This is a genomic window from Paenibacillus sp. PK3_47, assembly GCF_023520895.1.
Taxonomy (GTDB): Bacteria; Bacillota; Bacilli; order Paenibacillales; family Paenibacillaceae; genus Paenibacillus_AQ.
This window is the reverse complement of the sequence record NZ_CP026029.1, coordinates 5,726,222-5,748,467: the sequence shown is the minus strand read 5'-3', so window position 1 is coordinate 5,748,467 and position 22,246 is coordinate 5,726,222. Positions and strand designations below refer to the sequence as shown.

Sequence of the window (22,246 nt, the reverse complement as noted above, 5' to 3'; positions counted from 1 at the left end):
GGTACCTGTCAGTGATCAACTTCCGTCTGCTGCATCATATGAAGCTTCGAAGCAAGCTGATCGTGATTTACATTGTATGTGTGTTCATACCAATCATATTGACCAATGTTATGTTCTACAAGGTAACTACCATGAATATCAAAACTCAGAAGACTTCTGATGCGGAACAAGCGATGTCCCTGTTGCAAGCCGAGTTAAAAACCGTTATTGACGATGCTGCAGGCATGTCCTACCTCTACTCTATTGACAAGCAGCTCATTCAGCATTTAAACACTACCTTTGTATCTAATAATCGCTATGTTGAATCGCTCAACACCATATCCAATCTGTTCAACCGCACGGATAAGGAAAACAAAGTGATCAGCTCCTTAGTCATCATGACGGACAATCCTACTATTCTTGCCTCAGGCAACATCATTAGACTTGAGGATGATACACGGAACAGCGACTGGTACGGACAGATCAATACATTCAACAATACACATCCGCATCTCTTCGTAACACCCGATAATATCAGTGTCATTCAAAGACTCTCTGATCGCCGGCTGGAGACCTATGAGCATGTGCTCAAAATTGATTTAAATATGAATTATATAAAACAAATTCTGGATTTATCCAGCTTCACCGGCGACTTTTACATTCTGGATCCATCCAATCAGGCCCGCTACGGGCGTCTGGCCAACGGTGAACCGAGCGGGCTGATCACAGCAGAACAGACTATTTCTCTCAGTGACATCCCCAAACCGGAGAAAGCCATTGTCATCGGGAAAACTTACCAGAACAACCGTTATGTAGGCGGATGGTCTGTTTACGGGGTGCTGGATGAAGAGATCATTCTCTCGGATGTCAGACAATCCGGTCAGTTTATCCTGTGGTTTGCGGTGATTAACTTCGTCGTGCCAACCATCGTGATCTTGATCATGTCCCGCTCCATACATACCCGTATCCGCAACATCCTGCGGCAGATGAAGTCCGTAAAGGACAAAAATTTCGGTTTGATCCCCTATAACGGGGAAAGGGATGAAGTTGGTGAGCTGGCGGTCGAGTTCAACCGGATGAGCAAACGGATCGGGAATCTGATCAATGATGTCTATGTAGCGGAAATACAAAAAAAGGAACTGGAGCTGCGCCAGCGGCAGGCCCAGCTGCATGCGCTCCACAGCCAGATTAATCCCCACTTTTTATTTAATGCGCTGGAGACGATCAGAATGAGGAGCCAGATGAAAGGCGAAACTCAAACCGCCAGAACCATTCAGAATATGGCCAAAATTTTCCGCAAATCGATCCTTTGGAAAACAAGCTTCGTAACGATCCGCGAGGAGCTGGAGTTAATCGAAAGCTTTTTGGAGATTCAGAAATACCGCTTTGATACAAAGCTGGACTATCATATTGAGGTGGATCAATCCCTGCTCGACATTGAAATACCGAAGATGGCCTTCCTCCCTTTTGTGGAGAATGCCAGTATTCATGGCATTGAAAATATAGCCGGCATCGGATATATCAACATACAGATTGCCCAGGAGAACGGTCAGCTCATCTTTGTAAGTGCAGATAATGGGGTCGGTATGGATCAGGAGAAAATCAGGGAGCTGCAGGATTACTTTGAGGATGACTCTGCGATGGGCGATTCAATCGGCATGAAAAATGTTATAACACGGCTGAGAATCTATTACGGTGAATCGTTCTTCTTCAACATTTCCAGTGAACCCGGGGAAGGAACACGCGTACTCCTCCGGCTGCCGCTGGCCATTAAATAAATTTGTTTCTTAATTATTCAAAGACCGATCTAAAGTTTGCCATGTAACAATACGAAAGGCTTTATTTTATACTGAAAGTGCTTACAAACAACAGAAAGGGGATACTGCAATGCACAGAAAAAAATGGTTACAATCCAGCCTGGCTGCGGTCATGGCTACGACGCTTCTGCTGGCAGGTTGCTCGAACGGCAATGCCGGAGAAGGCAGCAGTAAGTCCGGTGGAAGTGAGGTTAGCACAGAACCGGTTACTTACAGTTACTTTGGTTTTGGTAATAATAGAGATGTGATGGCAAGTGATACCACGATCGGTAAAATTCTTCAGGAACAAACGGGTGTTGACTGGAAGATGGAATTTGTTGTCGGGGATGCAAGCACCAAATCGGGCGTAATGATTGCCGGCGGCGATTATCCTGACGTCATCTCCCCCGTAGGCGAGCTTGCAAAGTTCCTGGATGCCGGTGCACTCATCCCGCTGAATGATCTGATTGAGGAATACGGTCCTAATATCAAACGTGTTTATGGCGACTATATGAATAAAATTACACATGAAGACGGCAATATCTATATCCTTCCCTACACTGCGAATGTAAACGGATACTTGTCGCCGCCTGACCCAACCAGCACCTTCTGGATGCAGCGGCGCGTGCTGAAAGAATTCGGCTATCCGGAAGTCAAAACACTGGACCAGTATTTTGACCTGATCGAACAATATCAGGCCAAATACCCTACCGTAGATGGAAAAGACACCATTGGATTCGTTACCTTTGCAGGCACCGCCGGTGAATTCTTCACCATTACGAATCAGCCGATGCATCTGGCCGGCTACCCGAATGAGGGCGCCGTCATGGTTGATATGGAAACCCATGAAGCCAAGCTCTATCAGGGAACTGAAGATGAGAAACGCTGGCTGGCCAAGCTAAATGAAATGAACAGCAAAGGCTTGGTTGACCCGGAAACCTTTACCGCCAACAAAGACCAGTATCTCGCCAAGCTTACTTCCGGCCGTGTACTCGGATTTGTAAACTATTCCTGGCAGATTAATGATGCGACAACCAACCTGAGAACAGCCGGAGATGACGACCTGCGTTATGTCGCCCTTCCGATTGTCTATGACGAGAGCATTACAGACGCATATGTGGATCCTCCATCTTTCGTCAATAACCGCGGACTCGGTATCTCTGTAAGCGCTAAAGATCCGGCACGCATCATCAAATATTGGGATAACCTGCTGACGGATGAGAATCAGAAGCTTGTCCAGTGGGGCGAAGAAGGAGTCACCTACTCCGTGAATGAAGAAGGACGCATGGTGATGAGCGAAGAACAGCTTACCAACCGTAACGACAATGATTTCAAACGCAAATACGGCTTTGCTTATTTCGATTATGAGTGGCCGCGGTACGGTGATAACTCAGTGTATGACGACGGCAATGCCCATGTTCCGTTCAACCAGCCGGAAGTGGCGGCAATCAATTATACAGAAGGCGACAAGGCCCTGCTTGATGCTTACAAGCTGAAAACTTTCGGTGACTTCTATGCCGAGCCGGTGGAACGTCCATGGTACCCGGCCTGGAGTATTGAGCGTGAGCCTGGTTCCCCGGAACAGCTGTTTAGCCAGCGTGCCGGAGATCTGCAGCAGAAATATTATTCCCGCTTAGTGCTTTCTTCCCCAGCCGAATTTGAAAACGTTTGGAATGAATATCTCGCTGAGTATAACAAACTGGATGCGGCAGATTTCGAAGAATTCATGACGAACAAGATCAAAAATCGCATCGATGGAAAATGGTAAGTCAGTAGCTGTTCTATTAGGATTCCATACCGGGAAAAGTGAAGCTGTCTTCACTTTTCCCTTCTAGAATTGCTGCAAAGAGATCATACAGGTCTGGGAAAGGGGATTGTTAAGGTGGAGAAACCTGCTGCTGGACTAATGCCGCAATCGAATACTGGCGATTCGCGCGTGAAAGTCTTTTTCAAAGAGTTATCTAAACAGAAAATGCTAATGCTGATGTCACTGCCCTTTCTTCTGTGGGTGATAATCTTCAAATACCTCCCGCTTTGGGGATGGACGATTGCTTTCCAAAAATTCAAGCCGGCCAGAGATTTTTTAGATCAAACCTGGGTGGGTTTGGATAATTTCAAATTTTTGTTCCAGGAACCGCAGTTTTACCGTGTTTTGCGCAATACGCTCGTGATGAGCTCGATTAATCTGGTCCTTGGATTTGTAACAGCTATCGTCCTGGCCCTTCTGCTGAATGAACTGCGTAAAGTTTTCTTCAAGCGCACGGTTCAGACCATCAGCTACCTGCCCTACTTTATCTCATGGGTAGTGGCGGCCAATATCGTGCAGACAGCTCTGGCACCTGAAGGAATTGTCAATGTGCTGCTGCTCCGCCTGAATCTCATTGATCAGCCTGTGCTGTGGCTCGGGGTCGGCGAGTACTTCTGGGGAATTCTCGGAGTCACTGAAGTTTGGAAAAATGTAGGCTGGAACACGATCATTTATCTGGCTGCCATCACCACCATTGACCCGTCCCAATATGAAGCCGCCGAAATAGACGGTGCCTCCCGTCTTCAGCGGATGTGGTATATCACCCTTCCAGGCATGAAACCGGTAATTGTTCTGATCCTGATCATGAATCTGGGCCATATCCTTGAATCCGGTTTCGAAGCGCAGTACCTGCTTGGCAACGGGATGAATATTGATTATTCGGAAAATCTAGATATATTCGTGCTGAAATACGGCATGCAAATGAATAACTTTGGCCTTGCGACTGCAGCCGGCATGTTCAAAACCGTGGTCAGCTTTATCTTCTTAATTACCGCTAACAACCTCGCCAAGCGTATGGGCGAAAGCAGATTGTACTAGAAAGGAGGCACACGTTATGGCACAAAACCAAAAATTCCGGAATTCCTCGCTGGGTGACAGAATATTTGATATCTGCAATACTATTTTTATGATCCTGCTGGTTATTGTTACCCTCTACCCTTTTCTGAATATGCTTGCCCTATCCTTTAACGATGCCAATGATTCAGTGCGCGGGGATATCTACATTTGGCCGCGGGAATGGACACTGAGAAATTTCGAATATGTCTTTAGTGAATCCAACATTTTTTATGCAACCTTTATTTCTGCTGCACGCACCATTGTCGGAACGGTTGTCTCCGTGTTCTGTACAGCAATGCTGGCTTATACAGTTAGCCGTCCGGAATACAAACTGAAAAAGTTCGTATCCGTCACCTTTATCTTTACCATGTATTTCAGCGGCGGCTTGATTCCAGGCTACCTGCTGATCAAAGAAATGCATATGCTGAACACCTTCTGGGTATACATTATCCCGGGCATCATCGGTGTTTTTAACATGATCGTGATCCGTTCTTTTATCGAAGGACTGCCAGAGGGTCTGATGGAATCAGCAAAAATCGACGGTGCCGGGGATTTCATTACCTTTTCACGCATTGTGCTTCCGCTGACCGTTCCAGCGCTTGCCACCGTCTCGTTGTTCGTAGCCGTGTACCAATGGAACTCCTGGTTTGACGTTTTCCTGTATAACTCTTCTACACCAAGCCTCAGCACTCTCCAGTATGAACTGATGAAGATGCTGTCCACGTCAAATACAGCCAGTGCAAGCTCGGCAGCCGATGCCTTCGCCAATGCTCAGGGAAATAAAGCCGCAGTAACGCCAACCTCCGTCCGGGCTACCATGACCATCGTTGCCAGTGTACCGATTATTATCGTGTACCCGTTCCTGCAGAAATATTTCGTCAAAGGAATGGTGGTCGGTGGTGTAAAAGGCTAACGCAAACTTAAGCACTCCCATACTGGAAAACAAGCGATCTTCAAGAGGCGCACTGCCTTTGGCGATCGCTTGTTTTTTGGTACCTCGCGGTGGCCCTTGTACTCGGTTTTTCGAGTACATTGGGGCCGCTGGCACTCGCGGTGGACCAATGTACTCGGTTTTTCGAGTATATTGGGGCCGTTGCCACTCGCGGTGGCCCATTGTACTCGGTTTTTCGAGTACATTGGGGACGCTGGCACTCGCGGTGGCCCATTGTACTCGGTTTTTCGAGTACATTGGGGACGCTGGCACTCGCGGTGGCCCAATATACTCGGTTTTTCGAGTACATTTAGGTAAGTTACCTGCCTGTGCTATCACTGTTTGGTTTTCACAAAGTTACCTCGGAACAGATCATTCATCAAACCAGATCCGGGCTATGAATCATACCAATGTATTCATAGTAAACAATCCGCTGGGAGGCTCCTCTTGCCACAGGCCGGAATTTACATTTTTCCACCAGTCTGCGGCAGTATTTTATGACCGTCATCGGATGCAAATCCAGCTCTTTTGCAGCAGCAGCCGGGCGAAGGATACGGTGATGACGAATCGCTGACCGCATTATGTCACGTTCGATTTTTGAGTAAGTTCTCTCAGCTGTTCTGTTCGCAGACAGACCCGAGGACAAATAAGGATACAGAACGTTCTGCAGTGCCGTAAGGATGAAAGACGGATTTTCTTTGAGCTCATCCAGCGAGATATAGAGTACCGTGCAATCCTGTGACTGCAAAAAAAGCCCGCGGTTCAGGTCCATCCGGTATTTGCTCCGGTCCGTACCATGTGAGCCATAATCCATAACTTCAAATGCAATACGCGAGGAACCGACCTCCCACAATAAATCTACAAAATATGATCGGCCACGCCAGTCCCTCACTTCATACTCCGGATGCAGTCCATCAAAATGGCCGGCAAGCGGCCACCACACTTCTTCGACAAATAAGCGGTTACCATAGCCGTGACCACGTTTCAGAGCATCAAGCCGCTCCCCTTTTCTTCGCTTGAAATGATCAAACAACCATTGCTCATGTTCCTCTCTAAACCCCATACCCTTCCCCTTTCTGCTACAAAATTAGTTTTTAAATGCACAAAGCCCCGCCTCCTTCCGATTGGAATAGGAGACGGGGCATTCTTTGCCGCGTTAGCCTGCATTTATATGTAGTCTGCCACTTTTAGTCGGCTAAAAAAATACAAATATTGTTAATTTGATGGCAGAATAGCAAACTAACCATTTTAGTTTAAGTTTTTCCCCAACTTCTCTACCTGCAATGACTCCTATCCCTCACTCTATGCTACGGATAATCATTCCGCTTACATTCGATTAGTGCATTGTGTATTGTACTCGGTCTTCGTGTACATCCGACCCTTTGCCCTTACAGCGGCCCATTGTACTCAATTACCGCATACATACATTGGGCCTCCATACCATCCCCTGATATGACGGAACAGTTACGAGGACAACTATAACGACTTTTCACAAAAAAAGACCAAGAGCCCACACTCACAAAGAGCTCTTGATACTGAATTCACGCCGAATTATCTTTTACCTGTAAAACTCCCAGAACACAAGCTGTCCCACCAGAACAACGGTCATTACAACAGGCAGAATAACCGCCCAACTGTCCCGGGCCGTTGAACCGGACCGGTTCCTCTTCCAGGAGAACAGCAGCAGAGCGGCCAGCAGTACAGCCAAACCCGTCAGCCCATAGTTTATTATAATCTGCGGGTACACTTCTGCATACGCCCGCTCACTGTTGCTCAGCATCCGTAAAGCCAGCACCAGATTGTTCACCACAATACCGGTACCCGTTAAGGTGAGTCCAGCCGCCACCTTGCGGCTGCCGGCACGGGGTACAGTCCGGATTCCGCCTCTCCGCTTGTTCAAGACCGCCTGCACCAGCAGTACAAATGGCGAGATAATAAAATACGCGATAGCCAATGCCGCAAGCGCAGCGCTTATAAGCAGCACCGGCATGGATTTGCCGGCAGGCAGCGGCAGATAATCCGAGGTATATACCGAGACTGCCGCTACCTTTCCATTATTGACCTTGGCATACAGCATGGGCCAGACATCAAGGCCAGGGTCCCCGCTCACCTTCTGGTAAAGGTATGGCTGAACCTCCTTATAGCTTCCGCTCATGCCCGCCAGGGACACCTGTAGCTGATCTGCCCCCTGCGGCTTAAGGCTCATCATTGTAAGATAAGGGAACAGCTTCATAAAGCCTTCTCCAGGCCGGCGTGCAGCCAGGAACCTCCCTTCCACCTCTGATACATCCGGCAGACCGGCCACATCAGCCTGCTCACGCATGCCTACTATCGCTTTGGTCAGGCCATGAACGATACTCGATTCGCCGGCTTGATTAGCCATAACTATGACCGCGAACCGTTCTTCAGGCACGATCTGCAGATTGGTGGCAAAAGCTATCGTATTTCCGCCATGCCCCAGTGTCCGGTGCAGTCCTGGATATTCCCAGAATCCATGGGCAATGCCCGGCATGTCTTCTGCTGCAGCATAACTCCGGGACAGCATGGTGTCCAGCGTCTCCGGATTCCCGAACAACGGGGATTGTTCTCCCGCCGCAGGCACTAAAGCCATCGCAAACTTAGCCAGATCTTCCGCAGTGCCGTTATTTCCGCCGTTAGGGTACATGGACATATAATTCCATGCCCCCTGCGTAAATCTTCCTTCTCCTGCGAAGAAATACCCTTTAGCTTTATGCTCCAGCAGCTCCGGGCGCTCCTCCACGACGGAATGGGCAATGGAGTCCTTCATGCCTAACGGATCAAAAATATGCTTCTGAACATATTCATGAAAAGGCTGACCGCTGATTCTCTCCACAATATATGCCGCCAATGAGCTGCCATAGTTCGAATAGGCCACAACCTCACCGGGTCTGTAAATCTGCTCAGGCTGGGCAAGCTTCAGTCCTTCTTCCAGCGGCCGAACCTCCCCAGGGGATTGATAAGCCATGTCGAACATATACTCTTCAAATCCCGCATTATGGTTCATCAGATGGAGCATCGTTATAGGTTCATCATAATTCAGCTTTGTCAGAAAATTTGGCGGCAAAAGCTTGCGGATATCTTCATTCAGGTCAATCGCCCCCTGCTCTGCCAGCTGCATCACGGACGTCCAAACTGTAAGCTTGCTGATGGAGCCCCACTCCATTACTGTTTCCGGCGTGACCGGGATCTGCTGTTCCACATCTGCGTAGCCGTATCCTTTGGACAGTACCACCTGCCCATCTTTCACCACCACAACAGACGCACCAACAGAATGTTGCCCTATGTACTCTTTTACATAATCGTCTGCTAAAGCTTCTAAACCTGTCAGCGGAATTCCGGAAGGCGTTGCTCCCCCGATGGACTCTTCTGCTGCATATGCCGTGACAGTACTGCACAGTAATAATAGAACCGAGAATACGAATACACATCTCCTTCTTATCAATGAAACCTCTCCTTTAGTCGGGTAAACCCCTGCATTCCTCCCATTCTAACAAAAATCCTGACACATAAGCGTAAAAAATTGTAAAAATAAATATTTCGCCACGAAATACCAGAGTAATCCAGATACACAAAAAGTAAGACTGTATGCGGAAAGCTTAAGTGACAGCAGGTAATTTATAGAAACCAGTGCCCGGTTTTTACGTAGTAATACGAAGTTCATAAGCCCGCAGTCATTGAAAAGAGGTTTTATCCGCACAATGCGGATGGCCAGGCTTAGCTCAACAGTGTTCAAATCTAAGCGTTTTTCTAGCGAGGGGAGATCAGCTTTCTATGAATATGGCCGTAAAGTTAATGCAAAAGTTCTACGACCGCGACAATCAGAATAAGCTGAAGGTCTACCGTGACAAAGTGGAGCTCATCAGAAACCGGAAGCTGGATGCATGGGACGACGGGCAGCTTCAAGCAGAATCACTCCGGCTGCAAAAGGAAGCACAAGCAGGTACGCCTTTGGATGAACTTCTGCCTGATGCTTATTCATTAGTTTGTGAGGCAGCGAAAAGAACGCTCGGATTGCAGCCTTACGATGTCCAGATTATGGCGGCTATCGCTCTGCATGAGAGATTGTTGATTGAGCAGCACACTGGTGAAGGTAAAACACTTTCTGCCGTTATGCCCGCTTATTTGAATGCGCTGACCGGCAGAGGCGTCCATGTGCTGACCTTTAATGATTATTTGGCACATAGGGATGCTGAGTGGATGGGTCCGGTTTACCGCTTCCTCGGATTAACGGTAACCTCTGTTCAATCCGGCATGAGTCTGTTCGAGAAACGGGAAGCATACGCAGCAGATATAACCTATGTTACAGCTAAAGAAGCTGGGTTTGATTATTTGCGCGACACGATCGCATTAAGTGAAGCAGATACTGTACATCGTCCTTTCCACTACGTAATCGTCGACGAAGCGGATTCATTGCTTCTAGACGAAGCGCGGGTGCCGCTGGTCATCAGCAGCGAGTGGAGTTCGCCCAAGAGCGGCAGCAATATGTTTGCGGAAGTGGCCAGGCAGCTGCAGCCCGAAGAGCATTACGACTTTGACGAATTCCAGCGGAATGTGTATCTGAATGATGCCGGCGCTGCACTGGCAGAGTCGCTGCTTGGCTGCGGTAATTTGTACGATGATCATAACAGTCATCTGTTAACTTCATTGAATTGCGCGCTGCATGTTGAATCTTTGTTAACAAAAGACGTCGATTATATCGTCCGGGACGGTAACATCGAGCTGATCGAAGAATATACCGGCCGCGTAGCCGAGAACAGGTATTTGCCCGACGGGCTGCAGGCCGCGCTGATAGCGAAAGAAGGCCTGCAGTGGACAGCCGGCGGGAAAATCCTCGGGACAATCACCATCCAGCACTTCATCAGTCTGTATCCGATGATTTGCGGAATGACGGCTACCGCACAGGTCTCCGCAAGTGAATTGGAAGATATTTATGCGCTGCAGGTACTGCAAATCCCGCCGAACCGGACAAACATACGGATCGACCATCCGCACCGGATCTATACCCATAAAGAAGCCAAGCTTAAGGCGCTTGTACAAGAAATCTCATCCGTTCATCGAACGGGACGCCCCATTCTCATCGGTACGTCCAGCGTCGAGGAATCGGACAAGCTGGCGGAGACGCTGGCCGCTGCCGGCATACCTTGTCATGTTTTGAATGCAAAAAATGACGCAGAAGAAGCCGCAATTATCGCCAAAGCGGGAGAAGCCGGCGCGGTGACGGTATCTACGAATATGGCGGGACGCGGGGTCGACATCCGGCTCGGCGGCGGCGACCCCGAGCAGGCAGAAGTTGTTGCCGGACTGGGCGGGTTATACGTAATTGGTACACATGTGAACGAGAGCCTGCGGATCGACAACCAGCTGCGCGGACGTTCGGGCCGCCAGGGTGATCCGGGATCCTCCGTATTTTTTGTAAGCCTGGAAGACGAAATGCTGCTTCGTTTCGGCATCAGGGCGACGGTTCGTGCAGCCAGACAGGATGAGGCTCTGGAAGATGCTGTGCTCTGCAGCAAAATCACGCATATCCAGCGCGTCGTTATGGGCCAAAACTTCGAGATACACAAGGAATTGAACAGTTATTCAGATATGGTGGAGGATCAGAGGCGGATTCTATACGGTGAACGGCTCGGAATTTTGAAAGGCGAGCAGCCGATTAGCCCTTCCGAGCAGCGGGTACGGCTGTTTTATATTGACCAGCTCTGGGCTGACCATCTCGCCTATGTCTCTTACCTTCGCGAAAGCATCCACCTGGAGAGCCTCGCCAGCCGCAATCCGATTGATGAATTTCATGCGCAAATCACCCGGGCCTTCGGCCAGCTTCCGGCTAAGATCAATCAAGAATGCGCTAATATGCTTGCAAAGCTTGGAGGTTCGAATGATCCGGCCAGGTGGGAAGAGCTCGGCCTGAAAAGCCCTCCTTCCACCAGGACTTATATTATCAATGATCAATTCATGCAGAATAACCGGGGCTCATGGAATGCAGGAACCGTTATCGCCTTTTGGGGCCGCAAAATATTCAGGCTGGTCTTGTGGCCGGTATATAAGCTGCCAAAGTACTGATGCGCTGCTTTTTGAAGAATAAATAACTGATAAGCTAAGAAGCATCTGCCAGCATCCCGGAGCATCCGGCCGCACTTTTACGGAGAGGTCCGCTGAGGACGCGTAATCCAGTCTTAGCTGAGCTTACCCTGCCTTAAGACAGCTGAGCCGCGTTGGGTCCCTCCAGCCTTTCCTGTATAATGGTAAACATTACGCCGGATGTGATGTTGCGTTCAGGATTCCATCTTGAGTCCACACTAGAGCAAGGTCCATCCGGCGTCTGAAATTGCAAACCGGAAAGGATGAAGCACATTGAGTTATACGGAACTGCTGGAGCGAAAAAGCGAAATATTGAAGAAAACAGTCGAGAACTGGATTTTAAAAGAAAATCGCGACGGATTAGACCGTCAAGAGGCCCATATTTACCGTAATATGCTCAAGGAGCTTCACCAGAACGAGTATGAATTGAATGGGGTTCGTGACGAGGAAGTCAAGCGCCAGGACTCCGAGTCCTGATAAAAGGGAGACACTGTTACAGCTAAAGACCGTACAGTATAAAAGCTGTAACTGCGCAACATTCACGTGTACACGCTATTTGAATGATAACTCGAAGGGCCGTCCGGGTTTCGCTGCAAGCGAAGCCGGGGCGGCTTTTTGCGCGTGAACCTATTCTTCGTTCATTCCCTTCCCCCGTTTTAAATTCCACACTATTTATTATTCGTAAAGTTTACATTTAGTTAACCCAGTGCAAACGCTCACTTATCATTTATTATATACACTGGGTTTTGGACACCAAACTATGCATATCACTAGGAGGATGTACTAATGTTAAACCAGTTCAATACCCGTACGGTCAAAAAAATGCTTGCAGTTACGACCATTGTTACAGCTACACTGGGAAGCAGCAGTGCAGCTTTGGCTGCGGAAGAAACCGCCTCTACTGTCTCCCCCATTAAAAATGTAATAATCCTGATCCCCGACGGTATGGCGAATGATGCCACTGCATTGGCCCGCTGGTATAAGGGATCTTCTCTGGCACTGGACTCCATGGCCAGCGGCATGGTTCGTACACACTCTGCAGATGCGCCGATTGCAGACTCTGCTCCTGCGGGAACAGCCTTTGCTACAGGCCACAAATCACATACAGGATATGTCGGCGTACTGCCGGATAAAGCGACAATGCCAGGGCTTCAGGCCATTGCCCCTGGAGATGCCAAAAAACCTGTAGCCTCCGTTCTGGAAGCCTCCAAACTGGCAGGCAAAGCTACCGGCATTATCGCGACCTCCGAAATTATGCACGCTACACCCGCTGACTTCTCGGCTCACTATCCGGACCGCAAAAACTATGATGCCCTCAGCAAACAGCAGGTTTATAACGGGATGGACGTTGTTCTCGGCGGAGGAAGCAGCTTTCTGGAGCCTGCCGGACGCAAAGACGGTGAAAACCTGGTCGCTTCCATTAAAGCACTGGGATATGACTATGTAACTACTCCGGCTGCGATGAAAGCTTCGACATCAGGCAAGCTGTGGGGGATGTTTGCCCCGGCAAGCATGTCTTACAACATGGATCGTGATCCGGCAAAGCAGCCAAGCCTGGCCGAGATGACGGCCAAAGCCATTGAGGTGCTGTCCAAAGACGAAGACGGCTTCTTCCTCATGGTTGAAGGCAGCAAAGTAGACTGGGCGGCACATGCCAACGACCCTATCGGCATCATCAGTGATGTGCTGGCCTTCGATGATGCTGTCAAAACAGCTGTTGATTTTGCCAAAAAAGATACGGAAACCGTCGTTGTTGCTGTTACAGATCACCAGAACGGCGGTCTGACCATCGGAAATAACGAAACTTCAGGTACTTATGATAAAGAGCCGTTGTCCACATTTATCGGACCTCTGAAAAAGGCCAAGCTGACCGGCGAAGGCCTGGAATCCAAGCTCAATGCTAACCGCACCAATATCAAAGCGGTGATGCAGCAGTATTTTGGCATTACCGACCTGACAACCGAGGAATTTGCTGAAATCAAAGCAGCCAGCCCTGGCAGCCTGAACTATACCGTTGGACCGATGATCAGCAAACGTTCCGGCATTGGCTGGACGACAGGCGGACACACGGGCGGAGATGTGGTGCTGTATACGTATGCTCCAAATAATGACCGGCCTTTCGGTGTAATTGACAACACAGATGTAGCCAAATATATGGCGCGTGTGCTGAACCTAGACCTCGACAGTACAAGTAAGCAATTGTTCGTTCCGGCAAAACAGGCCTTTACGGCCAAAGGCGCAACGTACAAGCTGGATCTGACCGATGCCAAAAATCCGAAAATCCTCGTAACCAAAGGCACCACTAAGCTCGAACTGCAAATCTACAAAAACATTGCGCTCCTTAATGGCAGCAAAACTGCGTTAGATGGTGTGATTGTCTACAATGGCGTAGAAGCTTTTGTGCCGCAGGATGCGGTTGATCTTATTCAATAAAAGCTGCTGTATAAAATAGCAAGCACAGCTAAGCTGCCGGGATTGTTTCCCGGCAGCTTGTTAACCTATCTCCTGCTGTACAATCTCTTTGTTTTTCTCTGAAAAGCGTGGATTATGGGAGGATACGCCCGCCATTTTGGAGGAGTCAGGATCAAGATATCTTTTCGCACTGTTGACTGCCAGAACGGCATCGTTAAATGCACCTGCAATGAGGCGGACCTTGCTGTCATAAGTGATAAAATCCCCGGCTCCAAAAATCCCGTCTTCACTTGTCCTCATCTGCGGATCCACAATAATTCCGTAATCTCCTCTGTCAAGCTTCCAGCTGCTGAGATTACCGAAGTCACGGTCGTATCCATGACTTACAACGACTTCATCCACTTCGAATTCCTCAAAGGACCCTGTCCCTGTATGAACAAGCTCCACGCGTTCAATCCGTTCTCCTGCTCCAAATAACTTGTTAAGGCTGTACGGGGTCATTACTTTGGCAAAAGCCTTCATCTGTTCTACTGGCTGTTCATGTCCGCCAAATTCATGGCGTCTGTGCACCACAGTGATCTGTCTGGCCACATTTGCCAGTTCATTTGCCCAGTCTACTGCGGAATTACCGCCGCCGGAGATTAGCACATGTTTATTTTTGAACCGGGACAGGTCCGTTATTGTATAATGCAAATTGCTTAATTCATAACGGCTGGCCCCCTCGATATCCAGTTTCTGAATTTGCGTCATCCCTCGTCCGGCACACAGCAGGACCGTACGGGTGTAGTGACACTCCCCTGTTTTGGAGGTCAGTACAAAGACATTATCCTCGCGGCGCTCCATGCCGGCAATTTCCTGCCCGAATACAATCTCCGGATCAAAGGTTCTGGCCTGCCGTTCCAGCGAATCTATCAGTTTTTCACAACGGACAGGCTCAACTCCGCCAACATCCCAGATCAGCTTTTCCGGATAAGTACGCATGAACCCGCCCAGTTCCGTTTTGGCTTCGATAATTTTGGTCCGCATGGCTCTCATCCCGCTGTAAAAGGCTGCGTACATGCCTGCAGGTCCGCCTCCTACGATCGTTACATCATAAATATCCGGATGCTCCTGGTTCATTAGGGCACCAGCTTTTCTACCACATAATCCATCAGCAGAGCTGAACCCACAGGGCCAACACCCTGAACGAAATCACTGGTTTTCAGCGGGAAGACTTGTCCATTCTTCACAGCCTCCATGTTCTTCCATAAAGGGTTCGCCTCCAGGTCCTTCATGGACTGTGTGGCATCAGATCCTTCAAGCGTCCGCTGCTCCAGAAAGATGTAATCCGCCTTGATTTGCGGCAAAATTTCTAATGAGAACGGTGTAAACCAGTCTTCAGAATCTTTAAAAATTTCAGGAATATTCAGTCCCAGCTTCTCATAAAAAAATCTGCTGCTGCTATTGGGTGCTTTTGCACCTAAATAACGGTATCTGTCGCTCTCCACCCGCAGAACCAGCACTGTTTTGTCTCCGACCGCTTCCCCGATTTTGGCTTTGGCTTGTTCGACTTTGCCGTTAAACTCGGCTAATACCTGCTCGGCTTCAGCCGTTTTATCGAACATCTCTGCAAATTTCGGCATGGCGTCTTCCATATCACCAGTGGTATCAACGGCAACTGTAGGCGCTATTTTGTTCAGATCATCATACACCGTCTGCTCCATGCCCACTCCTTGGGAAATAATCAGATCCGGTGACAGGGCAAGCAGCTGCTCATAATTATACTGGTATTGCTCCCCTTCAATGATCTTCACGCCATGCTCTTCAAAATAAGGTGCGCGGTAGTCCGGCTCAACTGCAGGAGTTAAGAGTACCATCTGCGGTACAATCCCCATCTCGATCAGATATTCTGCATAGCTGGAATTGGTTACGAGCAGATTTTGCGGCCGGGACGGGATTTCGACATCCCCGAATATATCTTGTACTGTCTTGCTGCCGCCAGCCGCAGTTTCTGTGTTTGCAGCAGCATTTGTCCCATTCGGTGCAGAGGCATTGGAACATGCACCTAATACCAGACTCAGAGCCAACAGCAAAAATACAATCCCTTTAAAACGCGTTTTAAACATGAAATACCGCCCCTTATGATGATAATGATAATTATTATCAATACACTATCAAATTAGCGGCAGCCTTTCCATAGCGGATTGTGCGGAATGATGTGGATTATTGTGCGCAGACGGCTTCGGAACCACTTAAAAAGCTGACGATCTGATCCAGTATCACCGGATATCCGGAAGTTCCGCATCCATCCACCCAAAGCCGGGTATCAATATAAAAGACCTGCTGGTTTCGGGCTGCCTTAAGGTTCTTCCACTGACTGCTCTCCATCAGTTTCCTGCTGCTGTCCTCAGCATCAAAATGCTCCATGACACGCCTCTCCACAAACAAATAGTCCGGATCTGCCAGACTTAACAATTCAGCGGAACACGGATTAAACCACGCCTCCCCTGCTTTTAACGGTTCTGGCAGACCTAACCCAAGATGGTCATAGAGAAGGCGGGATATCCTGTTGGAGCGGCCGCCCAAGTACCGGTACCCAAAGGGTTCGATTCTCAGCACCATTACAGTTGCGGCGGATTGAATAACCGGATTCAGCTGATTTCTAGCTTCATTTACTCTTGCAGCCAAAGCCCGGGAAATGCCCGCTGCCGCCTTTTCCTTATGGAGCAATGTTCCCAATGGGATAAGAAGGTCCTCCAGATCCAGCTGCAGGTCGGTAATAACTGGTGCAATTGTGCGCAGCTTCTGCTTCTTGTCTTCTGTAATAAAAGGGCCGAGGATTAACTCAGGCTGCACCTGCGAAATCCGCTCAACATCCAGGTTAAATTGATCGGTTTCCAGTATTTCAACGCCGTGAGCTGTAAACAGCTCCAGCTGATGTTCCGCCAATAGTACGGGCGACGACACTACAGCATGCGGAATAACACCTAATCCGATCATGGTCTCGGCAAGGAGGGGCGCTAAAGCTACAATTTTGCGTTGATTTAGTGTCTGGGCATAATTTCGCGGAGATACCCCTGTAAACTGCTTAAAGCGGCGGCTGAAATAATGAACATCCTCAAAACCTACTTGTCCGGAAATCGCCTGGGAGGTGGAACGGGTCAGCAGCAGCTGCTCCTGTGCACGGTACACGCGATACTGGGCCAGGTAACTCAGAGGTGAAATGCCATACCGCTCACTGAATTTCCTTGAATAATGCCATGGACTGACACCGGTAATCCGGGCCAGCTGATTGCGGGTAATAATTTCTCCATAGTGCTCCTGCATATAGGTAATGGACCGCAGCAGTCCTTCCCCGGTAGTCTGCCCGGAATCCGGCTGATTCCGGTAGAGATGTTTTAATAATTCGTATACTAGACTTTGATTACTGAGCCTGATTGGAATAAAGTTCTGTGTTCCATTGTCTCTGAAATAATGACCCAGGCCTGCCAGAGCATGACCTGTTAATTGCACCTGCTGAAAGGTATGGCCGTCCGGCACCTTCCAGTCCACATCCGCCCCGCCCTCTTCACTGCTGAAGGGCTTATAGGTATGAAAATGAATTTCCCAGCCTGTCAAATCCGCTGTGCCGCCTTCCATAATCTTGATGACGGTATCTTTTTCGGCAGCGATGAGCTGTCCAGAGGAGACCTGTATCTTCTCTCCATGAATATTCCAGACAGACTGCCCATCCGTGATAAAAATCAAGGCAGGATTTCTATAGTAATGAACCTCGCCTGCAACCACCCATAAATTGTCTAACGGCTCCGTTAATATCCATTCAGCGATCCACTCATTGCCGGCCATCCTGCCACCCTCTCTGCGTTGTCCTTCTTACATTTTACCTTTTCCTTGGCAAAAAAGAAGGGACACCCCGGATATAATATATCCGGACTGCCCCTTCTGCTCTAATGTTCTGAACCGGAGAACTGCACTTTAATGGACACAACCTCCGAGCGCGACCCGATCCGGATCGGCGGCCCCCAGAACCCGTATCCCGAAGAGACGACGGAATGAAACTGCCCCTTCTGCAGGTAACCCCAGTCATTTTCGAACAACCTGGATGTGATGAGATGGGCAGGTGCGATCTGTCCGCGGTGGGTATGGCCGGAGACCATCAGATCTATGCCCTGTTCCTCAGCGGTACTGAACTCGACCGGCTGGTGCTCCAGCATAATTACCGGCTTGGATTTATCAATGCCAGCTGTCAGTTCATTAAGCTCCGCCCGCTCTGCATCACTGTAATCCTTCCGGCCGATCAGCGTCAGCCAGTCTCCGACCTCCACAGTCTCGTCATAAAGAACCTGCATCCCGCTTTCCTCCAGAAGATCAATCAGCTCTGCGGTGTCGCCTTTGAATCGGTCATGATTGCCGAGCGAGGCATACACACCCAGTGGAGCTTCTATCTCAGATAAAATATTGCTGATGCCTTTGTCCCGGTAAGGCACAATATCATCATCCACAATATCGCCGGGAAACAGCACAATATCCGGTTGCAGCGCGTTGATTTCCTTTACCATCCGTTTCGCATGGTTTGCTCCGGATAAATAAGCGAAATGCATATCCGACGCCATTACAATGTGCAGCTCGCCGTTTGCCGGTCCCGGCTTATCAATTTTCACTTCATAAGACCGCGTAACCGGACTAAAAGCATTATAGCTTCCATATCCGAGCAGAACAGCCAATAGAGTAAAGGTAATAATTCCGGACCACTTCTGAACAGAATGGCGCGGCAACCGGGACAGCTTGGTTAACCAGACTGCGAGATGAATGAGCGGCAGCAGCAGAACCAGCAGACTGAACAAAGCGAGCCAATAACTGCCGATCACGCTTAAAATTGTTGACCCCGCGATCACTCTGGAGAGAATAAGCGAGCTCGCCAGAAAAATCAGCACAATAATATAAATGATACGGAATCTGCCCGATACCACCGGCTTGATCCAGCTCCAGCCGCTCCATCCTATGTAGAATACAATCAGGGCGTATAAAGCGATAAAAACAAGTCCAAGGATGATAAACATACTAACCACCTTACTTCTGCGTATGCGCTGTTTTTTGGTCCCTTGATCCGTACAAGGGTTCTATTAAACAAGTCTACACAAATGCAAGGTTCCACTGCAAGCGCGCCTTATCTATGTTCTGAACCGATAGCTTAAAATTCTTTATTTTCCTGAATCCGCACCGATAGAAAATAGGAGGCCGCGAACATCAGAAGTGAAACCATAAGCGCAGCATTACCTACCTCGGAGCCGTTAAAGTTCACGGTATTTCCCGTCATATTGATCAGCACCCATACCAGAAACCTCATTCCCAGCGCAGCAGCCACCGACAGGAACAGCAGCATTTCATTTTTCTCCACCCCGAATTTCAGGATCGCCGGGAAGCAGACCGAGATCACAGGAATCGCAAGCGACAGGCCGAAGCTGTAGCCGTTCCACAGATTTGCCAGGCTTACTGACTCTTTTAATGACAGCAGAATCGTTGTGCATACACTAATGGCCATCCCTAACAGAAGCAGCATCACGAATGAGAGGTATTTGGCACCTATAACCGTACTTCTTTTGACCAGGAGGGTGATTTCCATCCTGCTCCATTTGGAAGCTTCATCCACTTGCAAAGAAGAGCCTATACTCACAGCAAAAAGCATGATCTGTCCGGCTATAAGTGCATTCATGACTTTAATGTCGCTTACAAAAAAAGTAACCAGCAAGAGTGCCACAGCTATGCTCAGCGATACTTTGATGTTGCTCTGCATGGAATAGTAATTGTTCAAGAACAGTCCTCTCATCTTATCTCTCCCCCTTTACCAGGAACAGCAGAATCTCATCGATTGACACATGGTCTACGATAATGCCGTCATATTTTTGCGCAAAAGCTTTCTTATCCTTTACCAGCACATCGGTCTGAAACTCCTTCATTCTATATGCGACTCTATCAGCTGGGTCTATGCGCTTGAACTGTTCACTTTTGCAGCGGGCAACTCCGTATCCGTATATCAGATCGTCTTTGCTCTCAGTCATGATGATCTTTCCCCGGTGAATGAAGGTGATGTAGTCGGCGATTTTTTCAAGGTCGCTTGTGATGTGGGAAGACATCAGGATGGAGTGACTTTCGTCCTCTACAAATTCCAGGAATATCTCCAGGATTTCTTCTCTTGTGATCGGGTCCAAACCCGAGGTAGCTTCATCTAAAATAAGCAGTTTGGGCTGATGGGACAACGCGACGGCAATGGACAGCTTTACGGTCATTCCCCGTGAAAATCCTTTGATTTTCCGGTCCAGGGGAAGGTTAAACTTTTGCATGATGTCCAAAAAGAAATCCTGGTCCCACTGCTTATACACCCCGCTCATGACCTTGGCCAGCTGCTTCGGTGTCAGGACACCGGAAAAGTTCACCGCATCAAAAACAACGCCGATATCCTCGCGGATTTCCGTATCTTTGTCAGACATAGATTTTCCGAACAGCTTGATTGTGCCCCTGTCTTTTTTGACGGTGTTGAGTATGGATTTAATGGTGGTCGTTTTACCCGCGCCGTTTTCACCGACAAACCCCATAATGGTGCCGCTGGGAATCGAGAATGTAACATTGTCGAGACAAAAATCGGTGTTCGGGTAGGTCTTGGCCAGGCCTGCAATTTCTAAACTATAAGTCATTGTTCATCCTCCTTGTAAAAGACAGTCAGCAGCTCCACCAATTTGTCCAGTTGAATTCCGCTTGTACGGGCGATCTCGGCTGCAGACAGCAGATGCTCCTCCACTTTCTTCTGCTGTTCTTCCTGATAAAAGTCCTTGCTGACCGCAGAGACAAAGCTTCCGCGTCCTACAGTAGTCTCTATGAATCCGTCCCGCTGCAGATCTTCGTAAGCTTTCTGGACCGTAATGACGCTGACTTGAATGGATTTGGCCAGGGAGCGCATGGAGGGAATGGGATCTCCCGCCTGCAGTTCTCCGCTCATAATCATGGCTTTGATCTGCGAAGTGATCTGTTCATAAATAGGCTTGTTCCGGTTATTGCTAATGATAATCTCCAAGAGCTTCCTCCTTACGGCCGCCAAGTGTACTTATTGTACCTGTACAATATAGCTGGTTTTGTGGGGTTTGTAAATATTTCCGGGTAAAAATATTTATTACAGCAAAATAAGCGGGGCTGCCCTATCCAAAAAACGCCTGGAACAGCGGCTCTTGTCCCCTCTCTGCTCTTGTCATACAATACAATTGAGAATGATTCTTAATGGATGGGTGGAATTGACTATGCCGCATAATACATCGCACACTTTTGGAGACAGCCATTATATTAAGACCGGCGACGGGCGGCGGCTGCACTATATGGAGAGCGGCACGGGCAGGCTAACCGTCGTGTTTGAATCCGGGATGGGCATGTCCCGTTCCGCCTGGGGACTCGTACAGCCGCTTGTTGCTGAACATGCGCGTGCTGTCGTCTACGACCGTGCGGGCAGCGGCCGCAGTGAACGGGATTCTGCGCCAAGGACGCTGGCCAGAATCACGGATGACTTGGCCCGGCTGCTGCAGCACCTCGGAGAAGGCCCGTTCATCCTCGCCGGCCACAGCTGGGGCGGCCCCATCATCCGTAAGCTGGCTGCGGAAATGGATCATGCCCGCTTGCGCGGGCTTGTGCTGGTGGATCAGACAGACGAGCACTGCGGAATGTATTTTGAAGAGGCCTCGGCGAAGCATTACGGGAGAATGAACACGCTGCTGCCTGTAATGGCCGGAACCGGCCTCTACAGGATGATGGGCGCAAGGCCGGGAAGAGTCCTTCCGGCAGATGTCTATAAGGATCACCGGCGCGATGATTTCACTGTACAGGCGGCCAGAACGATTATAGCTGAAGGCAATAATTTTATAGAGGACCTGCGGACGCTTCGGGATTACCCGCTGAATTTAGGGGATCTTGAAGTCTCCGTCATCTCAGGAACCTTGATGTCCGGGATGGAACGCAAGACCCGGCCGGCGCTTCATGAAGCCCACCGCCGGACAGCCGCAGCATTGTCAAACGGACGCCTGATTGAAGCCCCGCTCTCCGGGCATATGATCATGTTCTCCGAACCCCGGCTGGTCGCAGACGAAATTATCCGGATGATCCGTTCATCCGGCAATAGATAAAGGCAGGACAGCAGAGCTAAAATCT

The 22,246-nt window shown here is 49.1% G+C and carries 17 protein-coding genes; 8 read left to right on the top strand and 9 right to left on the bottom strand.

Annotated features, from left to right (window positions below; genetic code table 11):
• Positions 1 to 11: 11 nt before the first annotated feature.
• From C2I18_RS24995 to C2I18_RS24980, 4 genes are all read left to right on the top strand, one after another.
• Positions 12 to 1,757: a sensor histidine kinase gene (locus C2I18_RS24995; RefSeq protein ID WP_249898421.1), complete on the top strand. Its 1,746-nt coding sequence runs from the start codon at positions 12 to 14 to the stop codon at positions 1,755 to 1,757.
• 109 nt (positions 1,758 to 1,866) lie between these two features.
• On the top strand, positions 1,867 to 3,543 hold the full coding sequence (locus C2I18_RS24990; protein ID WP_249898420.1) for an ABC transporter substrate-binding protein: 1,677 nt from the start codon (positions 1,867 to 1,869) through the stop codon (positions 3,541 to 3,543).
• A 138-nt stretch (positions 3,544 to 3,681) separates the two neighbouring features.
• Complete coding sequence (locus C2I18_RS24985; RefSeq protein ID WP_249898419.1) at positions 3,682 to 4,620, top strand: ABC transporter permease; 939 nt, start codon at positions 3,682 to 3,684, stop codon at positions 4,618 to 4,620.
• A gap of 16 nt (positions 4,621 to 4,636) precedes the next feature.
• On the top strand, positions 4,637 to 5,551 hold the full coding sequence (locus C2I18_RS24980) for a carbohydrate ABC transporter permease (protein WP_249898418.1): 915 nt from the start codon (positions 4,637 to 4,639) through the stop codon (positions 5,549 to 5,551).
• Between the two features lie 397 nt (positions 5,552 to 5,948).
• On the opposite strand, the gene C2I18_RS24975 is transcribed toward C2I18_RS24980, so the two are convergent.
• The gene (locus C2I18_RS24975) at positions 5,949 to 6,632 is read right to left on the bottom strand and encodes a hypothetical protein (RefSeq protein WP_249898417.1); all 684 of its coding nucleotides are present in this window, start codon (positions 6,630 to 6,632) and stop codon (positions 5,949 to 5,951) included.
• Positions 6,633 to 7,127: 495 nt separating this feature from the next.
• Positions 7,128 to 9,032 (bottom strand): serine hydrolase domain-containing protein, encoded by a 1,905-nt coding sequence (locus tag C2I18_RS24970; RefSeq protein WP_249898416.1) that lies wholly within the window; start codon positions 9,030 to 9,032, stop codon positions 7,128 to 7,130.
• A 329-nt stretch (positions 9,033 to 9,361) separates the two neighbouring features.
• Between C2I18_RS24970 and C2I18_RS24965 the strand changes: the two genes are divergently transcribed.
• The 3 genes from C2I18_RS24965 (at position 9,362) to C2I18_RS24955 (ending at position 14,101) form a co-directional block, all read left to right on the top strand.
• Positions 9,362 to 11,650, top strand: coding sequence for a preprotein translocase subunit SecA (locus C2I18_RS24965; RefSeq protein WP_249898415.1), 2,289 nt, complete (start codon positions 9,362 to 9,364; stop codon positions 11,648 to 11,650).
• 291 nt (positions 11,651 to 11,941) lie between these two features.
• Entirely contained in the window at positions 11,942 to 12,145 is a 204-nt protein-coding gene (locus tag C2I18_RS24960) for a hypothetical protein (RefSeq protein WP_249898414.1), read from the top strand.
• Between the two features lie 309 nt (positions 12,146 to 12,454).
• Complete coding sequence (locus C2I18_RS24955; RefSeq protein ID WP_249898413.1) at positions 12,455 to 14,101, top strand: alkaline phosphatase; 1,647 nt, start codon at positions 12,455 to 12,457, stop codon at positions 14,099 to 14,101.
• Positions 14,102 to 14,161: 60 nt separating this feature from the next.
• Here the strand turns inward: C2I18_RS24955 and C2I18_RS24950 are convergent, their stop codons facing one another.
• From C2I18_RS24950 to C2I18_RS24920, 7 genes are all read right to left on the bottom strand, one after another.
• Positions 14,162 to 15,199, bottom strand: coding sequence for an NAD(P)/FAD-dependent oxidoreductase (locus C2I18_RS24950; protein WP_249898412.1), 1,038 nt, complete (start codon positions 15,197 to 15,199; stop codon positions 14,162 to 14,164).
• Positions 15,199 to 16,185: an ABC transporter substrate-binding protein gene (locus C2I18_RS24945; protein WP_249898411.1), complete on the bottom strand. Its 987-nt coding sequence runs from the start codon at positions 16,183 to 16,185 to the stop codon at positions 15,199 to 15,201. The genes C2I18_RS24950 and C2I18_RS24945 overlap by 1 nt, the downstream gene beginning before the upstream one ends.
• Before the next feature lie 97 nt (positions 16,186 to 16,282).
• Complete coding sequence (locus C2I18_RS24940; protein ID WP_249898410.1) at positions 16,283 to 17,905, bottom strand: helix-turn-helix domain-containing protein; 1,623 nt, start codon at positions 17,903 to 17,905, stop codon at positions 16,283 to 16,285.
• Positions 17,906 to 18,006: 101 nt separating this feature from the next.
• Positions 18,007 to 19,119, bottom strand: coding sequence for a metallophosphoesterase (locus tag C2I18_RS24935; RefSeq protein ID WP_249898409.1), 1,113 nt, complete (start codon positions 19,117 to 19,119; stop codon positions 18,007 to 18,009).
• A 131-nt stretch (positions 19,120 to 19,250) separates the two neighbouring features.
• Positions 19,251 to 19,886: an ABC-2 transporter permease gene (locus C2I18_RS24930; protein ID WP_249898408.1), complete on the bottom strand. Its 636-nt coding sequence runs from the start codon at positions 19,884 to 19,886 to the stop codon at positions 19,251 to 19,253.
• 1 nt (position 19,887) lies between these two features.
• On the bottom strand, positions 19,888 to 20,751 hold the full coding sequence (locus C2I18_RS24925; RefSeq protein ID WP_249898407.1) for an ABC transporter ATP-binding protein: 864 nt from the start codon (positions 20,749 to 20,751) through the stop codon (positions 19,888 to 19,890).
• Positions 20,748 to 21,128 (bottom strand): GntR family transcriptional regulator, encoded by a 381-nt coding sequence (locus C2I18_RS24920; protein ID WP_249898406.1) that lies wholly within the window; start codon positions 21,126 to 21,128, stop codon positions 20,748 to 20,750. The genes C2I18_RS24925 and C2I18_RS24920 overlap by 4 nt, the downstream gene beginning before the upstream one ends.
• A 220-nt stretch (positions 21,129 to 21,348) precedes the next feature.
• Here C2I18_RS24920 and C2I18_RS24915 point away from each other — a divergent pair, with 220 nt between their 5' ends.
• Positions 21,349 to 22,221 carry an alpha/beta fold hydrolase gene (locus C2I18_RS24915; protein ID WP_249898405.1) on the top strand — a complete coding sequence of 291 codons (873 nt, stop codon included), beginning with the start codon at positions 21,349 to 21,351 and terminating at the stop codon, positions 22,219 to 22,221.
• The last annotated feature ends 25 nt before the right edge of the window (positions 22,222 to 22,246 follow it).